Genomic DNA, 20,259 nt, shown 5'->3' on the forward strand with positions numbered 1-20,259 from the left:
AGGCGTTGATGCGCAGCGCGACCGTGCTCCGTGCGGCTCGTCAGCCGCCCGGTGCTCGCGAGGCGGTGATCGGTGACCTGGACGTGGCGGCCGTGGTGTGCCCTCGGGACTTCTTCGCCGCGCACTGGAAGGATGACGACCAGGGTGCGTCCGTCCCGAACGTCGCTGGTCTGCGCGAGGCCGCACCGTTCGCCTGTGGTCGCGCTGCGCTCGCTCATCGTTCGCTTCCCGCGAGCGCCAACGGCAGGAGCCGCTCCCAGTAGAGGTCGGCGAGCCGTTTCCGGTTCGAAGGATCGGCGGCGTCCCCGCTCGGCGACACGACATGGTCGTCCTCGAGGTAGGAGCCGGAGGGGACGTCGGCGACTGCGGCGTGGAGCACCCGGGCCGCGCCCCGGGTGGGGGGACCGCCGATCCGGCCCATCATCGCGGCGCTGAGCGGCGTGTCGTTGAGTCCGGGGCAGAGGGCGACGACACTGACCGGCATCGACCGGAGTTCCTCCGCGAGCAGCGACGACCACGTCACCATCGCGAGCTTCGCTCGTGCGTACGCGGCCACCGGCGAGTAACCGTGCGCCAGGTCGATGTCGTCGAAGTGGAACCGCTCGACGCGGTGCGCGGACGACCCCACGTTCACGATTCGTGCGCCCTCGGCCAGCGAAGGCACGAGCAGCCGCGTCAGCAGCGCGGGCGCGAGTGCGTTGACCTGCAGCGTCCGCTCGTATCCAGCCGTCGTGACGATGCGCTGCGGGGCGCCCGGGACCCCGGCATCGTTGATCAACAGGTCGATCGTCGACACGAGCGACCTGATCGAGCGGGCAGCCTCGACGACCTGGGAGAGGTCGGCGAAGTCGGCCTCGACGTAGTGGACCTCGGCAGGGCCGGACCTGCGGATCTGCGTGAGAACCTGTCGCACCCGTTCTTCCGGCTCGGGCCCGAGCACGATGAGCGTCTCGGAGCTTCGCGCCAGCCGGTGGGCTGCCGCTTCGCCGATGCCGCTCGTGGCGCCGGTGAGCACGACCGTGCCGAACCGCTCCCCGGTAGTCTTCACAGCGCGTATCCCCCTGAGACCTGGATGTCCTGCCCGGTGATCCACGCGGAGTCGTCCGAGGCGAGGAACGCGATGACCCTGCCGATGTCCTCGGGCTCGCCCACGCGGCCGAGTGCGGTCCTGGCGGCCATGCCCTCGATGATCTCGGGGTACTTCTCGAACGCGTCGTCGCCGATGCGGGTGCGAGTCGGTCCGGGGGCGATCGAGTTGACGCGGATGCCTCGCGGGCTCAGCTCTTTTGCGAGGAATCGGGTGGCGATCACCAGACCGCCCTTCATCGCCGCGTACCCCGAGTAGCCGGCCTCGGTGTCACCGGGACGTACCGAGCTGCTTGAGGTGTTGATGATCGAGCCCCCGTCGTGGATCAGCGGCAGGAGCGTCTGCGTGAGGAAGTACGGCCCGCGTAGGAGCACGCGGTAATACTGGTCGAATGCCTCCTCGCTCATGTCCTCGAATGCGCGACCGCCACCGAAACCGGCGTTGTTGACGAGCGCGTGGATCTTGTCGGTGCCCCATTCGTCACGGAGGACACGCGCGAGCTCGCTCCTGAACGCGGGAAAGGTTTCGCTTTGTCCGATGTCGAGAGGCAACGCGACTCCCCGGCCGCCGTTGTCTCGAATCCTGGAGACCGTTTCTGCTGCGCCATCGGGACGGGAGTTGTAGGTAACGACCACTCCCATACCGCGTGCCGCGATCTCGATCGCGGCACTGCGCCCGATGCCGGCGCTCGCGCCGGTCACCACGGTTACTGCTTGACTGGCTGTCGTTGTGTTCATGCTTATAGCAAAACGCGACAGCCAACCGATGTGTTAGGGGAATCCTCGCGACTCCTTGCCCAATCCTCGCTTCGTCGCCAGAATCCTGCTCCGACGCAGGGGCCGGAGAGCGTCGTCGGGCCCCACCCGGGCCGGTCGCAACGCCCGCCCAACCGCGAGACGCCGCCGGCGCCGATGGCCGATCCAAACCACGAGCCGGGTACGCCGAGGAAAGCTCCGCCGGGGCATGATCAGCGAATATGCGCGGGCAGCGTGGCCAGAACCGGGTTTGCGAGCGGCACCGGGCGCAGTACGCCGCCGGGATCTGCTGATCCAGCGGGGCGAGGTCACGCCCCGCTGGCGCCGGTCAGCTCTGCGACGGCTTCGGGGTCGGGGTCTTACCCGAGGCGGTGGGTGTGGGGTGGGCGTACGCGACGGCGAGGCGGAGGGCGACGAGGACCTGGACGGGCTGGTCGACGGGAACGGGTTGTCGGTCGGGTAGAAGGTCGGGTTCCCGCTCGGCGTGGGTTGGCCGGACGAGCAACTACCGGCGGGCGCCCACTTCTCGGGCGCGTGGGCCGGAGCGAGCCCGCCGGACGAAAGGTGCGAGACCTTCGCCCGGTAGATGTTTTCGCCGAATTGGACAGAGTTGTCGATGTAGTACCAGACGCTGCCGATCCACTGTGGCAGGCTGCTGCAGTAGCTCGCCGGGCCGGCCTGCGCCTGGATCGTCGGCGTGAGGATCGGCGCGGCCATCGCGGCCACCGTTGCGCCGATGACCAGGGTGATTGTCTGACGTCGAGACTTCATCAGATCCCCCTGTACATCTAGTTGATCATGGTCAGGGGCGATGCTACCAACCGTCCATAATGGACGTTAGATCTTTGACTGGACGAACCGTCAATGGTGGGCCAGGCACCCGCCGTCCGTCAGTCGATCGCGGTTACGAGCTGGAGTCCTGTCGCGGCGAGGTCGAGGAGGGGATCCGGAAGGGGTGGCGCTCCACGGGGGTGATGTTCGTGTCGACGCGGTGACTCGTACGCCTCGGGCTGCCTGCGTGGTACGCGCGTCGAGCTGCCTCGGGGTCATATCGGACCAGCGGTCGCCGTCCGGACGCGGCACTGCTGGACGTCCGTTGACACACGCGTTCGACACGCCGGTAACTGCGTGACTCGATCCGATTGCTGAACGTAGGCTTCCTGGGCATGGTTCCCCTCGCTGAGGCCGGAGCCGCCCCTCCGCCAATGCCGGCTTCCTCCGGCGATGTGCCGGGTGATTCACCCTGTCCGAGGTTGTTGCCGCCCGTGCTGCCCCCGAGTTCCGCTGCTGCTCAAGGAGGTCGTGTGGAGACTGTGATCCGCCCTCATCAGTCCTCGGACCAGGACGGGAGGACCAGCGATACCGACGAGTTGGTGTTGCCGGAACTGGAGGATCCCGACTGGATGCATCACGCCCGTGAGGTCGCCCATACGAGCTTCTGGGCGGTGGCCCGCCGCCTGCCCCACCTGGTCCGGGAGGCGATCGGGGTGGCGTGGGCGACCAGCCGTCGGGACACGATCGCCTCGATCGGGCTGAATATCGCCGCCGGGGTGATGACCACCTTCGGGCTGCTGGCCACGACGAGCGTGCTGACCCAACTGTTCGCCGCCGGCCCCACCCCCGACCGGGTACGCGCCGCCCTTCCGGCGCTCCTGGTCGCCGCGGCGGCGGTGATGGCGAAGGGTGGTCTGACGATCGCCGCCGGGTGGGCTCAGGCCCGGCTGATGCCGCAGATCAACTACCGGGTGGAGCTGCGGATGTTCGAGGCGACCACGGCGGTTGACCTGGCCGCGTTCGACGATGCCGGTTTCGCCGAGGAAATGGACCGGGCACGGGACCGGGGCATGCGTGAGGCCGCCTCGATCGTCGACAACACCGTCAACCTCATCACCGGTGTCGTCGGTGTGCTCGCGACCGCCGTCGCGGTCGCCGTCATCCAACCGATTCTGCTGCCCTGCCTCCTGCTCGCGGCCGTGCCAGAGGCGGTCACCGCGGTACGGATCGCCCGCCGCCAGTACCTGAACCTGCTGGCCCGGATCACCCGACGCCGACGGATGTGGATGCTCGCCACCCTGATGGCCAACCGGCACACCGCCGCCGAGATTCGCTCGTACCAGATGCGGGAGTTCCTTCTCGGCGAGTACCGACGGATGATGAACGCCGAAACCCGCGCCGATCTCGACCTGGTCCGTTCCCAGACCACCACCCGCCTTTTCGGAGCCTCCGTCGCGGGGCTGGCCAGCTTCGCGGTGTACGGCGTCCTCGGTGGGCTGCTTCTCGTCGGCTGGGTCGCCCTCGCCGCCGCCGCGACCGCGCTGCTGGCGTTGCAGACCGCCCACTCCAGTCTGGGCATCGCGGTGTTCGCGACGAACTCGCTGTACGAGGACGCCCTCTACTACCAGGACTACCGCGATTTTCTCGCCCGCGCCCACGGCCGCACCCGGCCATCAGACGGCCAGCCCGTCGACGGGTTCGACACCATCGAACTCGACCGGGTCAGCCTGAGCTATCCGGACACCGACACCCCGGCCGTGGACGAGGTCAGCCTGACCGTCCGGCGCGGCCAGGTGGTCGCCCTGGTCGGCGAGAACGGCTCCGGCAAGACCACCCTGGCCAAGCTCATCGCCGGTCTGTACCACCCCAGTTCCGGCGTGATCCGCTGGGACGGGACCGACACCGCAGATCTCGACCACCACAGCCTCGCCTCACACGTCGCGGTGATGACCCAGGACTGGTGGAAGTTTCCCTTCACGGCGAGGCAGAACATCCTCATCGGGCGGCATGACGGGCCGGTGAACAGGCCGGGCCCGAGTATGGAGGACGCCGCTCGGGCCGCCGCCGCGCACGACATGATCCTCGACCTGCCCTACGGCTACGACACCCTGCTCGACCGCGAGTTCAAGAACGGCCATGACCTGTCCGGTGGCCAGTGGCAACGCCTCGTCGCCGCCCGCAGCCTCTACCGCGACGCCCGACTGCTGGTCTGCGACGAACCCTCCGCCGCCCTCGACGCCCGCGCCGAACACGCGATGTTCCAGCACCTGCGCCGCCACCCCGACCGTCTGATCGTCCTGATCACCCACCGGCTCGCCAACGTCCGCCACGCCGACCAGATTTACGTCATGCGCGAGGGCAGACTCGTCCAACAGGGCAACCACGACGACCTGATGGCCCAGGACGGGCTCTACCGTGAACTGTTCGACCTGCAGGCCGCTGGCTACCTACCGGAGTCCGCGCCATGACCCGAAACCAAAGCTGCCGTGAGCGCGTGCGCCGGTCTGGAACGATGCCCAGGCCGAGGCGACCACAGGGGGAGTCCTGAAGGCCGAGGGTGAGCGGCGACATCCTGATCTACGGTAGCGTCGCACTGGTCGGGATGGCTGCTGTACAACGAACTCGTCGACGAACTGCGCCTGGCCACCTATTCCGTTGTGATGGTGGTGGCGTGCGCCTCTTCGAGGAGTCGGACGAGCCGGCGGTCCTCCGCCTGATCGGCGCGCAGCCGTTCGACTCGGGCGTGGTCGTGCTGACCTACGCACCCACCGGAGGACAAGCTCGTCGGGTGGGGGCAGGAGCCCGGCGCCCTGGGTGGTGAAGGGTAGGAGCGGGGCGGCACTCGACCCTTGGCTACGACACGTCTCATAGACCCGCTTTCCCATGAACAGTGACGGAGGAAAGACCGTGAACGACGACGTCACCCAGTACATCAACAAGACCCAGCCGTGGCAGATCGACGTATGTGAAAAATTACGCGCGATGATCGACCAAACCGTGCCAGGCGTGGAGGAGCGGCTTCAGTACGGCAAGCCGCACTACACCAAGAACGGCCACTACGCGGCCGTCATAGCGGTAGCGAAGTCCAAGGTCTCGTTCATGGTGTTCAACGCAACGGACATCCCCGAGGTCAAGGGATTCCTCCGGGCAATGGGCAACGGTGAACGGAAAACCGTCGATATCACAGAGGGGCAGGACGTCGACTACGGCGCGCTCGCCAGCATCCTGGGAAAGACCACGGCTGCCTTGTAGTTGCCGGCGTTTCTGCCGTGACACGGTCTGGAATCTGACCTGCTGCGCGCATTCGACGGCGTGGTTGACCGGGCCGATGAGAAGACGGTGGCCCGCTGTGTGGCGGTCCGTTACGGTGATGGTGACCCATGCGCCAGGCTGCGGCGGGCGCATGGGATCGCCCCGCTCCTGAGCACAGGGCCATCGGCCGACCGCTGCTGCCGCCGATCGCGCGCGACGCCAGGCCGAGATGGCAGAACGCTGCGGTGTCCACCCAGACAGCTCCTGGGGCTGGTAGTGCCTGGCCATTTCTTGGTGCGTGTTCGTCACGTACCGCGTCGCGCGTCGGCACCGGGCGGCCGACGGGCGAAAGTGGGGCTCCGGGCGGGATCGAGGGATCTCGGTGGCCCCGCCCAGCCAAGCGTTGTCAGTCGACGTGGTCGGCCGGCGCCTCGCACGGCAGCCGAGCCGAGCCGCGTAGTCTCCCTGATCCAGAGCCCGCCAGCAACAGACCGACCTCCTCGCCGACACCGGCATGACCCTCGACCCCGAACTACCGTGACGACCCGAACTTCAACCTTTCGAGTCGGTAGCATCGCCGGCATGGCAACGCGGCTTGTTCAGGTCAACATGAAGGCTCGGGACGACTCCGCGTTGGGCGCTTTCTGGGCGGCGGCGCTCGGTTGGGAGGTCTCCAGCGAGGGACCCGGCGTGACCAACCTCGAACCCGAGGGCTTCGTCTACCCCGACGCCGTCGCCGTCTGCCTCGACCTGGTCGTCTCCCCGGAACCCAAGACGGTGAAGAACCGCGTGCACGTCGACCTCGCCACCACCTCGGCAGCCCAGCAGGCGGAGATGGTCACGCGGCTGAAGGATCTCGGCGCGACACCCGCCGACGTAGGCCAGGGCGACGTCCCATGGACGGTCATGGCCGACCCGGAGGGCAACGAGTTCTGTGTGCTGGACCCCCGACCGCTCTACCGGGACACCGGGCCGATAGCCGCGGTAGTGGTCGACTGCGCGGATCCGCGGGCGATGGCCCGCTTCTGGGGCAGTGCCATGGACTGGATCCTGCACGAGGTGACCGATCACGACGCGGTACTGCGCTCCGCCAAGGGCGTCGGCCCATATCTGCAGTTCCTTCGCACACCCGACGCGAAGACCGGGTGGAACCGCGTCCATCTCGACGTCCGTCCATACCCGAGCGACGACCCGGAGGCCGAGGCGGCCAGGCTGCGGAATCTCGGCGCCACCTCCATCGACCTAGGTCAAGACGACGTCCCGTGGACGGTCCTCGCCGACCCGGAAGGTAACGAGTTCTGCCTCCTTGCCCCAGGCTGACCCGAGCCTCTTTTCCGTTCACTACGGCCACGAGCGAAGTACCGCTCGGCCAGGTGTTCCCCGGCGATCGACCACTCGGCGACGCGGGCTCGGCCGAGCCTGGGGGTCGGCCAGCCGAACGCCGCACCGGCGAAGTCGAGCCCGACCGTCAGGGTCCACAGCACGCCGCGTACGCCGTGGCTCGCGGTCACGCCGCCGAGCAGCCAGAGCATTCCGCTCGTACCGAGCCAGAAGATCACCCGCAGGGAGACGATCCGCTCCGGCCGGTGGACCACCGCGAGGAACACCGACCGGCCAAGTTGGACCGCCACGTATGCCCCGGCGAACACGACCGCGTGCTCGTTGAAGCCCCGAGAACGGCGACGGACATCCATGGCGCCCAACATGCTTGCGATGACGAGGAACTGGATCTCGGGCCGGTCCGGGTCCAGTCGGCTGGTGATCAGCGCGGTGAACGACCACACCAGCCAGAGCGCCCGCGCCCCTCACTCATTCGCGACCCCCAGACCCATCGAGTCAGCGCCCGGGCAGATGCTTTCTCGCCTCGTCCGGTGGTATCGAGCCGAACTGGCGGTACTCGTGCAACCGCGTCCGATGCCCTGTCAGCTGGAGTTCGAAGGGGCAGGTTCGCCGGCCGGCGCACCTGGCGCTGCCCCGGAAACCGACAGCGCCGGTTTGTGGAAGGATTTTTGAATGATCCGTGGCCGCATGCTGATCGGAGTCGTCGTCGTGGGGTTGGGTGCGATGCTGCTCGGCTGGCTCGTGGGTCCGCGCCCGGTTCGTCTTGGCCCGGACACCGTGGGGGACGTGGAACTCGCAGCGTCGGTGCGGGCCACTATCTCTGATCCCGACGGATATCGCACGCTCTCGATTGCACTGGTGGAGCACGGTACGGTGCGGTTCGCAGGTCTCGGCGGTGGCGTCGAGCCGGCCACGTCATTCGAGATCGGTTCGGTGACCAAGGCTCTCACCGGCATGTTGCTCGCCGATCTCGTCGCGGACGGCACCGTGCGCACCGATGAACTGCTCAAGGAATTGCTGCCCGACGTGGCGTTGGCCGCCCCGACCATCGCCAACATCACGCTCGACGCTCTGGCCAGTCACCGGGCCGGGTTGCCTGCGGTGTGGATGACCTCGTCCGGACAGGTGTCGGCTGCCGGCCCGTACGCGGGGCAGGATGTTGGTCGGCTACTTTCGTCGGTGGGCGGCACGCCGGTCACCGACCCGGGAACGGTGCGCTACTCCAACTACGGGATGGCGTTGCTCGGCGCGGCGCTCGGGGCGCGGACCGGGATGTCATACCCGGAACTGCTCCGGCAGCGGATCCTGCAACCGCTCGGGATGGCCGAGACCCGGTTCCACCTCGACGGCGAGCCGATCCCCGAACCACATGCCGATGGCAGCACCGTCAGCGGTCGAGCGACCGCGCCGTGGCAAGGGTCCGGCTACGCGCCGGCCGGTGTGGGTGCCTGGTCTACCGCGCCGGACCTGGCGAAACTGGTCAACGCCATATTGCAGGGGACTGCGCCGGGCATTGCTGCGAGTACGCCTCGGTTCGACGCCGGAGCGTTGGCGCCGGGCCGGCGGATCGGCTACGGCTGGTTCACCGATACCACCAGTTCGGACCCGGCGCGGGACATCACCTGGCACAACGGTGGTACCGGCGGGTTCCGATCATTCGTAGGATTCGATCGGGCAGCTGGGCGAGGAGTTGTCGTCCTCGGCAACACCGACCGATCGGTAACCGAACTGGGTAAAGGGCTGCTCGTGGGGCGGGCCTTGCCGGATCGGGGTCCCGCCGGTCCAGGTGGGCTGGCCATCGCGGTGACCGTACTCCTCAGCCTCGGCGGGGCCCTTGTGCTTCTCCTGGCAACGCTCCGACACCCCGACCGGCTCAAGCTCGTCGCGACCGGGATCTGGGCCGTGGCCGGACCGGTGTTGGCGTACCCGGTCGGCGCCTGGCAGGTGGTGCCGTGGCTGCTGTGGGCCGTCGGCGCCGGCCTGTCGGCAGCGGCACTGATGCTCGCGGCCCTCCGCTGGAGGTGGATCCGGACCTACCGGGGCCGCTGGGCGTGGCTGGGCTGGTTGAGTACGGGCCTGTCGGTCCTGACGGCAGCCAGTGCCGTCGCCACCTTCGGCATCCGGTAGCACCATGGCGCCCTCCGACATCCGACCTGTCGCCCTGAGTAGCCATGGACCCGGCCGCCCGCGCGGCGGGGCTCCTGGCGCTCGAAGGGGCGGCTCGGGTGCCGTGACGTGCGGCTTTGTCAGCGCCATCCGAAGGCCGGCGGAAGGGCCCGGCCGACGGTCTCCATGCGTGCTGTGCCGCAGAATTCACGCACCTGGGCCCGCACCGGTTCCGTCTCCCGTCCGAGCACCTTGTAGATCAGGCCGGCGCCGTTCGGTAGCCGGCTGACTCCCGCGACCAGCGGGGTGCCGTGGTCCCACATCGGAGGAGTCCGTTCGTACACCCTGGCGGCGCGCTCGGGCGAGGTCAGCAGGACGACGTTGCCGAAGACGTGGAAGTCGTCGAGGACGCCGGACCGGGCCACTCCGAACGAGGCGGGCTCGACGACGAACTTCTCGACGAACAGGTCCGGGCCGCCGGGTCGGGCGGCCCGGACGGTCGAGGAGAAGAGGTCGTACCGGAAAATCTCACCTTGTCGGTGGTACTTCCGGCCGGGCAACAGAATCTCGGTGTAGAGCATGGTGGCGGATTCCGGCAGCGTGACGCCCGTACGGGTGATGAACCGGCTGTTCCGGTAGGGGATGACGGGCTCGGGGAGGTATTCCAGGTAGGCGTTGTCGGCGAGGGTGATCTGCTGGATCTGGGCGGCGTGGTTCGCGTCCATCTGTTGGATCTTGTTTGCCGCCTGGGTGGTGAGGTGGGCGCGGGCGTTGACGCCGAGCGACACGTCGATCCGCTGCCGGTCGCCCTGGAGCATCCCGCCGGAGGTGGTGATGATGAAGACGCACGCCATCTCGGGCATCGCGGTGTCCCAGTACAACGCCTGTTGGGCGAGCAGGGGGGCCTGCCTGAACAGGTCGGCCAGCACCGTCCGCCGGTCCCGGTGTTCGAACGCCAGGCGCAGCAGGCCGACCTTGCCCGGTGCGCCGCTGGGTAGCTGGGCCGGCTCGTCGAGGTAGGGCGCGAGTTCGGGCGCGTCGTCAACCGAGATCATGCGGGTACGTCCAGCGCGGCGGCTGGTTGACGGGCCTGCGGTGCGTCCGGGTCGACCGGCTGCGCGAGATCGAAAAGGGCGTTGTGTCGAATGAGTGAGATCAGTTCGTCGATACCCGCGCCGGTCCTGCAGTTGGTGAAGACGACCGGCTTCCCGTTGCGCATGTCGGCCGCGTCGCGGGCCATCAGGTCGAGGTCGGCGTCGACGTACGGTGCGAGGTCAATCTTGTTGACCACGAGGATGTCGGACTGGGAAATGCCCGGACCGTTCTTGCGCGGGATCTTGTCGCCCGCGGCGACGTCGATGACGTAGATGAAGTAGTCCACCAGCGCGGGGCTGAAGGTGAGGGTCAGGTTGTCGCCCCCGCTCTCGATGAGCAGCAGGTCGCTGTCCGGGAACCGTTCCTCCATGTCTTCCACGGCGGCCAGGTTCATGCTCGGGTCTTCCCGGACCGCGGTGTGCGGGCACGCCCCTGTTTCCACACCGATGATCCGCTCCGCCACCAGCACTCCGGTGAGTGCCCGCCGTACGTGCTTGGCGTCCTCGGTGGTGACGACGTCGTTGGTCACCACGAGCACCCGTAGCCCGTCGGCGACGAACCTGGGGACGACCGCCTCGATGATCGCCGTCTTGCCGCTGCCGACCGGGCCTCCGACACCAATCCGGCTGACCGTTTTCATACCCACTCCCGAAACTCTGCTGTCAGTTCATGAACATGCGGACGTGCGCGTGGACGTGGGCCGCCGCCAGCACGTCGATCACGGGCCCGAAGGTGGACATGTCGTCGAGGCCCGCCGCCCTCACCCGCTGGTACTCGTCGGCGGCGGTCGCGTTGACCCGGTAGAGGATCGCCTGGGTGTCGAGGTGGTCGACCCGCATCAGCCGTACGGCGGCGCTGAGCACCATCACCGCGACCCCGTACTGGTGCGTGGCGAAGGCGTCCTCCTCGGTGAGTTCGAGGGCGGCGAAGAGCGCCCCGAGCGCGACGGGGTAGGTCACGGGAACAGGATCGGCGGCCGCGTCCCGGAGTCGCTTGTCCAGCATCGAGTCCCCGATGACGTGTGCCGCCGCCTCCGCCAGCTTGCGACCCATCCGTACGGTCATGGTCCTGGTCTCTTCGGAGAGCTTGCGGACGTGTACCGCCTCGTCCGCCTGGCGGATCCGGTCCAGGTCGCCCAGGGCGGCGGCGCGGTGCCCGGCGAGAACCGCCACGCCGTCGCCGGTGGCGGCGAGGTGGACCAGGGTACGGGTGAACTCCTCCAGCCCCGCGCGGTCCCGGACCACGCCCTGTTGCACCGCCATCTCCAGCCCACCGGAGAAGGAGAAGGCGCCAACGGGGAACATCGAGTCCCCGAACTGGAGGATCTTCAGGGTCGCCGGGATCGTCGACGCGGGCGGCTCCATCAGTCGACGGGCTGGGGAGCGTGTGAGTGTGGTGTCGAGCCGGCGCCGCCGAAGAGCCGGCGGGACTCGTGTGGGGCGAGGTAGGCGATGACCTCGGTGCCGGGAACGAAATCGTGGGAGACGCCGGTGAGGTCGTGGGTCCGCATCACCGAGTCCATCACCTTCCGGTCGACGGTGAGCGGGACGTACATCCTGTTGTCCTTCACCACCGCCGGCCAGTGCTGGTTGCCGATGGCATGGCCGAGCTCGATCGCGGCGCGCAGTCCCAGCTCTGCCGGTTCCTTGCCCAGCCCGCTCAGGTCGATGACCATCACCTCGCCGAGCTGGATCCGGGCCACGACCGCGGTCCGCGTCGTCTCGTCCCAGCGGAGGATGTCGCCGTCGCGGAGCCGGTGCCCCCGCCCCAGGGAAAGCGCCACCTCGTCGCCGTCCACGGTGCGCTTGCGCAGCCGGTTCTTCTGCGCCTCCCACTGGTCGAGCAGGAGGTCGTCCACCCGGGCCGCGTCGAGCCGGATCTTCCATCCGGGGTCGCTCGCATTGCCCAGCACCGATTCCACGAGCACGTCGAACTCCTCTGTTGCCTGCGCCGGCCGTCAGCTGAAGAAGTACAGCTGGCTGAGCGGGAGGTTCCTGGCCGGTGGGACGGTGGCATGCACGCCGTCGACCTTCACCGCGAAGGTCTCCGGGTCCACCTCGATCCGCGGCAGGACGTCATTGCGTACCATGTCGAGCTTGGTCAGACCCCGCGTTCCGCGTACGGGCAGGACCTGACGGCGTAGGCCGAGTTTCTCTCCGACGCCGGCCTCGTAACCCGCCTTCGACAGGAAGGTCACGCAGTTCTCACTCAGCGCCGTGCCGTACGCGCCGAACATCGGTCGGTAGAGGACGGGCTGCGGGGTGGGTATGGACGCGTTCGGGTCACCCATGATCGACCAGAGGATCTGGCCGTTCTTGATGATCATTTTCGGCTTGGCGCCGAAGAAGGCCGGCTCCCACAGCACCAGGTCGGCGATCTTGCCGGGCTCGATGGACCCGAGTACGTCAGCGATACCCTGGGTGATCGCCGGATTGATGGTTATCTTCGCCACGTACCGGAGTACCCGGAAGTTGTCGTTGTCCGGTGAGTCCTCCGCGAGCTTGCCGCGGGCCACCTTCATGACGCTGGCCAGTTGCATGATCCGCAGCCAGTTCTCCCCGATCCGGCCCATCGCCTGGGAGTCGCTGGACATCATCGAGATGACGCCCAGATCGTGCAGGACGTCCTCGGCGGCGATCGTCTCCGGGCGGACCCGGCTCTCCACGAGCGCCACGTCGGACGGGACCTTCGGGTTGAAGTTGTGGGTCACCATCGTCATGTCGAACAGCTCTGCCTGGCTGTTCACCCCGTAGGGGTTGGTGGGCGTGGTGGAGCTCGGCAGGCAGTTCATCTCGCCGGCCACCTTGATGATGTCCGGCGCATGGCCGCCGCCGGCACCCTCGGTGTGGTACGTGTGGATGGTTCGACCCTCGAAGGCGGCGATGCTGTCCTCGATGTAGCCGCTCTCGTTGAACGTGTCCGTGTGGATGGCGACCTGGACGTCGAACCGCTCCGCCGCCGCCAGCACCGTACGGATCGCCTCCGGCGTCGCACCCCAGTCCTCGTGGATCTTGTAACCGGCGGCACCCGCGAGCGCCTGCTCCTCCAGTGGACCCGCGCCGGAACTGCTGCCCTTGGCCAGGAGGCCGATGTTGATCGGAATGCCCTCGAACGCGCGCATCATGGCGTGCAGGTTCCACGGGCCCGGGGTGCAGTTCACGCCGTTCGAGCTGTCGGTCGGGCCGGTGCCTCCACCCCAGATGGTGGTGATGCCGTTACTGAGCGCGGCGTACGCCTGCTGCGGCGCGATCAGGTGGGCGTGCGCGTCGATGCCGCCGGCGGTCAGGATGAGGTGCTCGCCGGCTATGGCGTCGGTGCCCGTTCCGATCACCAGGCTGGGACTGACACCGTTCATGATGTCGGGGTTGCCGGCCTTGCCGATCCCGACGATCCTTCCGTCCTTGATCCCCACGTCGGCCTTCACCACGCCGACCTGCGCGTCGAGGATGGTCACGTTCGTTATGACCAGGTCCAATGCCCCGTTGGCGTTGGTCAGCTCGGCGTTCGCGCCCATGCCGTCCCGCAGGGTCTTGCCCCCGCCGTACACGGCCTCGTCGCCGAGGCTGCGCAGGTCCTTCTCGATCTCGATGTAGAGCTCCGTGTCGCCCAACCGGATCTTGTCCCCGGTCGTCGGCCCGTACAGTCCGGCGTACTCCTGCCTGGATATCTGACTCATCGCCTGCTCCCGGGCCCGCTGTCGGCGTCCCGTCGATCCGGCCTACCGCTCATCGCGGGTGCCGTCCGACCCGAAGCCCCGGATCCGGGCGCGAACCATCGCCTCTGCCCGCGCGGGTTGATACCCGGCCGGACCGCCGCCGGTCCAACCGTTCACCAGGCCGTTGAAGCCGTACACCCGCTGTCGTCCCCCGTACGGGACGAGCTGGACCGTCTTCTTGTCGCCTGGCTCGAAACGGACCGAGGTGGCGGCTGGTATGTCCAGACGCCAGCCGAAGGTTGCCTCGCGGTCGAAGGTGAGGCAACGATTCGTCTCGTAGAAGTGGAAGTGCGAGCCCACCTGGATCGGGCGGTCCCCGGTGTTGCACACCTCGATCCGGAGGGTCGGGCGCCCGGCGTTCAGCTCCACCGGCGTGCTCGAGAGGACGTAACCGCCCACCGGTCCCGGTCCTTCGGGATCGGGGCCGGGTTGGCCCTGGGGTTCCGGCACTTCTGCCTCGCATTCGGGTCGGGCGTGCTCGTCCTGCTACCGGATGGGCGAATGTACGCTGACGAGGCGGCTGCCGTCGGTGAACACCGCCTCGACCTGGAGCATCGGCACCAGGTCGGCCACCCCCTCCATGACGTCGCTCTTGGTGAGGACGTGGCTCGCGTCGTGCAGCACCTCCTCGAGGGTCTTGCCCTCCCGGGCGCCTTCCAGGGCTGCGGCGGCGACGATGGCGACCGCCTCCGGGTGATTGAGCTTGAGGCCCCTGTTCTTGCGTGCCGTGGCGATCTGGGCCATGGAAAGAATGGTCAGCTTGTCCAACTCCCGCGGAGTCAGGTACATGTCGCCCGTCCTTTCGGGGCCGATTGCCGCGTGGCGATGACGGGGCACGGTGGGGGAGTGGGTTCGTCCCACGATAAGCCGCCAAACCGGCCATGAGGGGCTAATAGCGGTAAATCCCCCTCGAGATTCGCCGAGCGCGTGGCGCGAAGAGTCGAGTGGACCGGATCAGATGCCGGCCAGACCCTGCGGGCTGTTGTACGGGATGCTCGTGCTGGAGACCGGTTGGAGGGCGCCGTCGGGTTGGACGGCATAGCCGACCAGCTTGGCGGCGTTCCCGTAGATCTGGTAGAGGTACGCGCCGTCCGGCGTGATCCAGTTGTCACTCGGACCGCTGCTCACGGTGCCGTTGAGCGCCCTGAAGGTGCCGTCGCCGGGAACCCTCGGGCAGGCGGGGTCCCGCGCGATGGAGAGTTCGGTGCCGTCGATGTGGAAGCTGCTGATGTTGCTGTAGCCGAAGTTCGTGGCGAACACCATTCGGTCGTCCGGCGAGATCGCCAGCCAGCAGAGCTCGGAGGGCTTCCCCGCGCTCGTGTCGATCTCCACGACCGGACCGATGTCGACCCGCCCGGCCGAGTCGATGCTGCCCATGGCGACCCCGTCGCCGACCGCCTCCCCGACGATAAAGGTGTCCGGCCTGCTCCGCAAGAAGGCGATATAGAAAGGGGAGCCGCCGTTCGCGTCGTGGAACGACGGCGCGCCGAGCGTGCCGTCCCCGGTCACGGGAAAGGTGACCAGGCCGTCCGGGTCCGGTTCGTTCGAGGCGATCGACTTCGGCGCACCGTCCGGTCCTCGTACCCAGAGGATCGCCGAGCCGTCCGGATTCGCGGTGGGTGGCTGGTCGAACGTGGTGCCGACGAAGAGGAACCGGCCCTCCGGCGCAAGCTTGACCATGGTGGCCACGCGATCGGCTTTGTCCGACGTATTCACCGAGTAGCGTTCCAGGCGCACTGCCAGCTTCCCGTTGTCGTCGACCGACATCAGCCGCAGATGATCCGGCCCGAACGCGTGCAGAACGAACAAGGTGCCGCTCGACGGGGAATAGGCCAGGGACTTGGCGGTACCACTCCGTCCGGTCACCGCGTTGCCGGTCGGCTTGACATCCAGCAGCGTGAGACTGCCATCCGCGCCGACACCGAAACTGGAGACGGAATTGTCCCCGCCGTTGGTGGCGAACAGGAACCGTAGATCCGGGGTCAGGATGACGCTGGCCGCGCCCTCGAACGCGTTCGGTGCGCTGGGCTGGCCGCTGATCGGCTTGAAGGGCCCGGAGCCGGTACCGCCCGTGAGAGTCCTGTCCACCTCGCTGATCTCGACATTGGGAGATCGGACATAGTGGATGACGGCGTTGGCGGTCTCGTTGGTCTGCAGGTACAGATGTCCGCCCCGCCGCTTTCCACCGCCCGCGGCCTCACCCGGCACGGATCGCTCATCCGACATCCGCGTCTCCCCCGTATCCACGGTTCCGTTGGACAGATCGGTCCTCGCTACGGTCTTCCGGCCAAGAACCCGGCTTGGAGATGAATCGAGACTGCCGTGGCTGTGGCCCGACGCCCCGGCGAAGCAGCTCAAGTCCGGGTTCGAGCCTAATGCGCGGAGCAGGTCCAGATCGCCTTTCCGGTGATTCTCTCGGGCGGAACCAACGGGCAGACGCCGACCGGGACAGCAGACCTCGTGCACCAGGTCCTGTCTCGCGGAATCTGGTGGTCGGGGGTATGGCCCGCGAGGTCCGGTCGGTCGGTCCCGGTCGCTCCGGCCGTGGGCCGGCGGGGCCTGAACCCCGCCGGCCCACCGCGCTACGAGGCGACTACGTCGAAGCGATCCACGAGCATGTACGTTCCCGATCGTTTGACGCCGCGCAGGGTGTGCGAACCCTGCGGTAGTCCGCGGACGCTGTAGATGACCTGTTGCGCCAGGCGGGTGCTGCTGCTCGTGTCGACCGTGGCTCGCAGGACACCGTCGAGGTAGATGTCCACCAGGCCCTGGTCGGAGTAGCGCTCCGACAGGTAGTCGATGCCGGTGCCGTTGAACGTGTAGGTGAAGGACCCGCCGTTGCTGGTCGTGTAGTGCACGTCGTCGTTGTAGTCGCCGAGGCCGCGGTTGCTGCTGACCGCCCAGCCGGTGCTGTAGGTCGCCACGCTGTCGTTGAGCCGCTGGACCGTGCCGGTGCTCGGATAGAGCTGCGACCGGGGCACGACCTGGGCGGGTGTGTTGGGGCTGCTCCAGATGAGCTTCATGTATGCCGAGCCGCCCTGGTCGGTCTGTTCCAGGCGGATGTCGTGACGGCCGGCGGTGAGGGTGACGCTGCCCTGGTCGACGGCTGGTGCGTGGGGCGTGGCGTTGTCGATGACGAGTTGCCCGTCGATCCAGAGCCGGACCGTGTCGTCCGACACGGCGGTGAAGGTGTACCGCTCGGAGTATCGCGCCTCGATCGAGCCGGTCCAGCGGCTGGCGAAGTTGTCGGTGCCGATCGAGGGGGCGGGGGAGCCGCTGAAACGCCATGCGTAGTTGACGGTCGGATCCGTACGGGTGACCGCTGGCGTACCGGTGAACGTGGTGTTGTTCCAGAACTCCGCCCTGAGTCCGGAGCCGGTGCCGACCGCGGCGGGCGTGGGGGTGCTGATGTCGGCCTCGATGACGGTGGCGATGGCGTTGGTGGCGCCGCCGCTCGGTAGGAAGTCGTAGCCGTCACCGGCGGCGCGCACACTCACCGGTGAGGCGCTGCCGAGCACCCGCGCACCCGTGACCGTGAACGGCGACCGTTGGCTGAGGTGCAGAGTCGTGGCCCAGTTGTTGACGATGAGATACAGCTTGTTGCCCTTGCGGGTGACCTTGCCCCAGGACGGCTGGGCGACCAGACCGGTGTAGCCGGCGCCGGTGATGGCCGCGCTGTTGGTCGTCATCCAGTTTCCGACGCCGTTCAGGGCACCGGACTGCCCCGCCGTGACCGTACCGGTGGGGGTCGGGCCGATGTTGAGCAGCAGGTTGGCGCCGTTGCTCGTCACGCTGGCCAGGTCGCGTACGAGTTGGGTCGGTGACTTGAAGTTGGTGTCCCAGGCCGCGTATCCCCAGGTGTTGTTGATGGTCATGCAGGTTTCCTGCAGTTGTGCCGATGGCGGGGAGCCGGCGAGAGCCTGCTCAGGGGTGCCGTAGTCGCCGTCGACGGGGCGGCGCTTGCCGATCCGGTTGTTGGTGATGATCTGGGGTGAGATGCCGCGTACGAACCGCTCCAGGTCCTCGCCGTTCTGCTCGGACCACGGGTTGGTGGGGTTGGTCTCGGTCCACTCGCCGTCGAACCACAGCAGCGCGGGGTCGTAGTTGGTCACGAGTTCCTGCAGTTGTGCCTTCATCTTGGTGACGTACGCCGGGAAGTTCGCGACAAAATCCGGCTCGTGCCAGTCCCAGATCGAGTAGTAGAAACCGAGTTTGATGCCGTTGGCGGTCGCCGCGTCCTTGAGTTCGCGCAGGAGGTCGCGGGAGAAGCCGGAGTGGTCGCGCAGGTTCCATCGGTTGACGCCGGTGGGCCACATGGCGAACCCGTCGTGGTGCTTGGAGGTGATCACGATGTACTTCTGGCCTGCCTGCTTGGCCATCTGCACGATCGCGTTCGCGTCGAAGGACGCAGGGTTGAAGGTGGCGGCCTTGGCCTCGTAGTCGCTCCACGGGATGTTGCACTGCCGCTTGATCCATTCGACCTCGCGACACGTTCCGTACTGGCCCTGGTAGACGGCGTACGGACCGAAGTGGATGAACATGCCGAAGCGTGCCTCGTCGAACCAGCGGGTACGTGATCCGCTCAAGGCGTCATCGACGACGTAGTTGTCGCCCGGAGCGGCGGCGGCCGGTGCCGATGGGACGACGACCGTCGCGGCAATCGCCATGAGCAACGACAGTCCTGCTCGGAATGCTGATCGCATGGTGTCCTCTCCTGCGCGCGCGCCATCCACGGTGCCGGGGGCGGCCGGCGGTGGATGTTCGAGAGATAGAAATGACTCGATAATGTTCCCGAAACATCGGACGTATGTCAATGACTCGGTCTCGTCGCTCGGGATGGACACCGCCAAACCGTGGGTACCCTGGTGGATTCATCGGACGAGTTTCGAGATTGGGGGCCACCTTGAGCAAATCCGCCATGCGTGAAGCAACCTGATCGGCTCACGCCCGGTCGTTGATCACCTGGCCGGTCGTCCACTGTGCACGATCAGGTCGACCGGCTAGCGTGCTTGCACGAGGGACCCCGAGGTCGAGCGGATTCCCTGACCGGACCCCTCTCCAACGACCGCAGGGGAGCAAGGATGAAGAGAGTCCTCCCGCGCCGGCTCGGGCTTGTGCTCACTCCGGTACTCATCGTCGCGTTGGCCGTCGGCACCCCGGCATACGCCGCGCAGGCCGGCGACCCGACCGGCGCGACCATCACGACGAAGCTCGTCCAACAGGGCACCGATCTTCCGGCGCGGAACATCTGTGTCTTCGCCACCCCGGTGCTGACCTTCAGCTGGCCGGATCTCTGTCCGGCCCGCAGCGACGCCGACGGCCGTGTTCGGGTTGAGGTGCCGGCGGCCGGTGCGTACAACCTGTTCGTGTTGCCGGACTCGGGCAGCCGGTACGGCGCCCAGTGGGTCGGCCCGGACGGTGGCACAGGATCGCAGAAGACCGCCCGGCGGATCACGCTGGACACCGGCGAGACGAAGCCGGTGCCGAAGATCGAGCTGGATGACCGGGCCACCATCGTCGGGCAACGGCGCCCCGGCCCGGGGCGGCAGATCGTGAACGGCACCGTCGGCATTGTCAGCCCGACCCCGGACAATCAACGGGACCTGCGCTATTCGCCGATCGCCGACGACGGCTCGTTCCGCATCGACTGGCTCGGCCCGTACGAGTGGCCACTGCTGTTCAAGTCCGACCAGCACCCGTACCAGTGGAGCGGGCAGGTGGGCAACCGGTTGCTTGCCGACCTGGCGCCGGCGACGATCGGCGCGACGGAGCCGTACCTCTTCAGTCTGTCCGGCGGAACATATGTCGGGGTGCGCATCCCGGACGAGCCACCGGGCCCGCTCCGCCTGGTGATGCGTAACGTGGCGACCGGAGAGGCGGTGGCCTTCGGGGAGGACGACGACGCCAACCACCACGTTCGCCCCATGGTCCTCGGCGGTCAGCAGGTCAAGTGGGAGTGTCTCTGCCCGAGCGGCGTCCGGTGGCACGGCGGCACCGACTTCGCCAGTGCGACCCCGGTGGTGATCCACACCATGACACTGCCGTACCTGACCTTCGAAGGACCGTAGGCCCCGAGACACCCACCTCACCCTGGACACACGCGGTCGCCGTCGAATCGGGATTGGCCAACGTGG

General features: G+C 67.7%; 17 protein-coding genes. 5 read left to right on the plus strand and 12 right to left on the minus strand.

Going from position 1 to position 20,259, the window contains the following annotated elements:
- Nucleotides 1–214 precede the first annotated feature (214 nt).
- A complete protein-coding gene (locus OIE47_RS27260; RefSeq protein WP_326557360.1) occupies nucleotides 215–1,015 on the minus strand; it encodes an SDR family NAD(P)-dependent oxidoreductase in 801 nt (266 codons plus the stop codon).
- A gap of 29 nt (nucleotides 1,016–1,044) precedes the next feature.
- Complete coding sequence (locus tag OIE47_RS27265; protein WP_326557361.1) at nucleotides 1,045–1,791, minus strand: SDR family NAD(P)-dependent oxidoreductase; 747 nt, start codon at nucleotides 1,789–1,791, stop codon at nucleotides 1,045–1,047.
- A gap of 1,355 nt (nucleotides 1,792–3,146) precedes the next feature.
- On the opposite strand from OIE47_RS27265, the gene OIE47_RS27270 reads away from it, so the two are divergent.
- From OIE47_RS27270 to OIE47_RS27280, 3 genes are all read left to right on the plus strand, one after another.
- Nucleotides 3,147–5,084, plus strand: coding sequence for an ABC transporter ATP-binding protein (locus OIE47_RS27270; RefSeq protein WP_326557362.1), 1,938 nt, complete (start codon nucleotides 3,147–3,149; stop codon nucleotides 5,082–5,084).
- Nucleotides 5,085–5,523: 439 nt separating this feature from the next.
- Nucleotides 5,524–5,868, plus strand: a complete 345-nt coding sequence (locus tag OIE47_RS27275; protein ID WP_326557363.1) for a DUF1801 domain-containing protein — start codon at nucleotides 5,524–5,526, stop codon at nucleotides 5,866–5,868.
- A gap of 582 nt (nucleotides 5,869–6,450) precedes the next feature.
- Nucleotides 6,451–7,188: a VOC family protein gene (locus OIE47_RS27280; protein WP_326557364.1), complete on the plus strand. Its 738-nt coding sequence runs from the start codon at nucleotides 6,451–6,453 to the stop codon at nucleotides 7,186–7,188.
- Here the strand turns inward: OIE47_RS27280 and OIE47_RS27285 are convergent.
- The gene (locus OIE47_RS27285; protein WP_326557365.1) at nucleotides 7,116–7,652 is read right to left on the minus strand and encodes a low temperature requirement protein A; all 537 of its coding nucleotides are present in this window, start codon (nucleotides 7,650–7,652) and stop codon (nucleotides 7,116–7,118) included. The genes OIE47_RS27280 and OIE47_RS27285 overlap by 73 nt on opposite strands.
- 280 nt (nucleotides 7,653–7,932) lie before the next feature.
- On the opposite strand from OIE47_RS27285, the gene OIE47_RS27290 reads away from it, so the two are divergent.
- Nucleotides 7,933–9,336 (plus strand): serine hydrolase domain-containing protein, encoded by a 1,404-nt coding sequence (locus OIE47_RS27290; protein ID WP_326563259.1) that lies wholly within the window; start codon nucleotides 7,933–7,935, stop codon nucleotides 9,334–9,336.
- 119 nt (nucleotides 9,337–9,455) lie between these two features.
- On the opposite strand, the gene OIE47_RS27295 is transcribed toward OIE47_RS27290, so the two are convergent.
- The 9 genes from OIE47_RS27295 to OIE47_RS27335 all read right to left on the minus strand — a co-directional run bounded on the left by OIE47_RS27295 (nucleotide 9,456) and on the right by OIE47_RS27335 (nucleotide 18,792).
- The gene (locus tag OIE47_RS27295) at nucleotides 9,456–10,370 is read right to left on the minus strand and encodes an urease accessory protein UreD (protein ID WP_326557366.1); all 915 of its coding nucleotides are present in this window, start codon (nucleotides 10,368–10,370) and stop codon (nucleotides 9,456–9,458) included.
- The gene (ureG, locus tag OIE47_RS27300) at nucleotides 10,367–11,050 is read right to left on the minus strand and encodes an urease accessory protein UreG (protein WP_326557367.1); all 684 of its coding nucleotides are present in this window, start codon (nucleotides 11,048–11,050) and stop codon (nucleotides 10,367–10,369) included. Before ureG ends, OIE47_RS27295 begins: the two co-directional genes overlap by 4 nt.
- Nucleotides 11,051–11,072: 22 nt before the next feature.
- The gene (locus OIE47_RS27305; RefSeq protein WP_326557368.1) at nucleotides 11,073–11,774 is read right to left on the minus strand and encodes an urease accessory protein UreF; all 702 of its coding nucleotides are present in this window, start codon (nucleotides 11,772–11,774) and stop codon (nucleotides 11,073–11,075) included.
- Nucleotides 11,774–12,337, minus strand: coding sequence for an urease accessory protein UreE (ureE, locus tag OIE47_RS27310; protein WP_326557369.1), 564 nt, complete (start codon nucleotides 12,335–12,337; stop codon nucleotides 11,774–11,776). Before ureE ends, OIE47_RS27305 begins: the two co-directional genes overlap by 1 nt.
- Before the next feature lie 30 nt (nucleotides 12,338–12,367).
- On the minus strand, nucleotides 12,368–14,086 hold the full coding sequence (locus OIE47_RS27315) for an urease subunit alpha (RefSeq protein ID WP_326557370.1): 1,719 nt from the start codon (nucleotides 14,084–14,086) through the stop codon (nucleotides 12,368–12,370).
- 42 nt (nucleotides 14,087–14,128) lie between these two features.
- On the minus strand, nucleotides 14,129–14,524 hold the full coding sequence (ureB, locus tag OIE47_RS27320) for an urease subunit beta (RefSeq protein ID WP_326557371.1): 396 nt from the start codon (nucleotides 14,522–14,524) through the stop codon (nucleotides 14,129–14,131).
- Between the two features lie 87 nt (nucleotides 14,525–14,611).
- Nucleotides 14,612–14,914: an urease subunit gamma gene (locus tag OIE47_RS27325; protein ID WP_326557372.1), complete on the minus strand. Its 303-nt coding sequence runs from the start codon at nucleotides 14,912–14,914 to the stop codon at nucleotides 14,612–14,614.
- A 165-nt stretch (nucleotides 14,915–15,079) separates the two neighbouring features.
- Entirely contained in the window at nucleotides 15,080–16,591 is a 1,512-nt protein-coding gene (locus OIE47_RS27330) for a lactonase family protein (RefSeq protein WP_326557373.1), read from the minus strand.
- 116 nt (nucleotides 16,592–16,707) lie between these two features.
- Entirely contained in the window at nucleotides 16,708–18,792 is a 2,085-nt protein-coding gene (locus tag OIE47_RS27335) for an alpha-L-fucosidase (RefSeq protein ID WP_326557374.1), read from the minus strand.
- Nucleotides 18,793–19,206: 414 nt separating this feature from the next.
- On the opposite strand from OIE47_RS27335, the gene OIE47_RS27340 reads away from it, so the two are divergent.
- A complete protein-coding gene (locus OIE47_RS27340) occupies nucleotides 19,207–20,193 on the plus strand; it encodes a hypothetical protein (RefSeq protein ID WP_326557375.1) in 987 nt (328 codons plus the stop codon).
- Nucleotides 20,194–20,259: the final 66 nt, after the last annotated feature.

Source organism: Micromonospora sp. NBC_01796 (genome assembly GCF_035917455.1).
In the GTDB taxonomy this organism is placed as follows: Bacteria; Actinomycetota; Actinomycetes; order Mycobacteriales; family Micromonosporaceae; genus Micromonospora_G.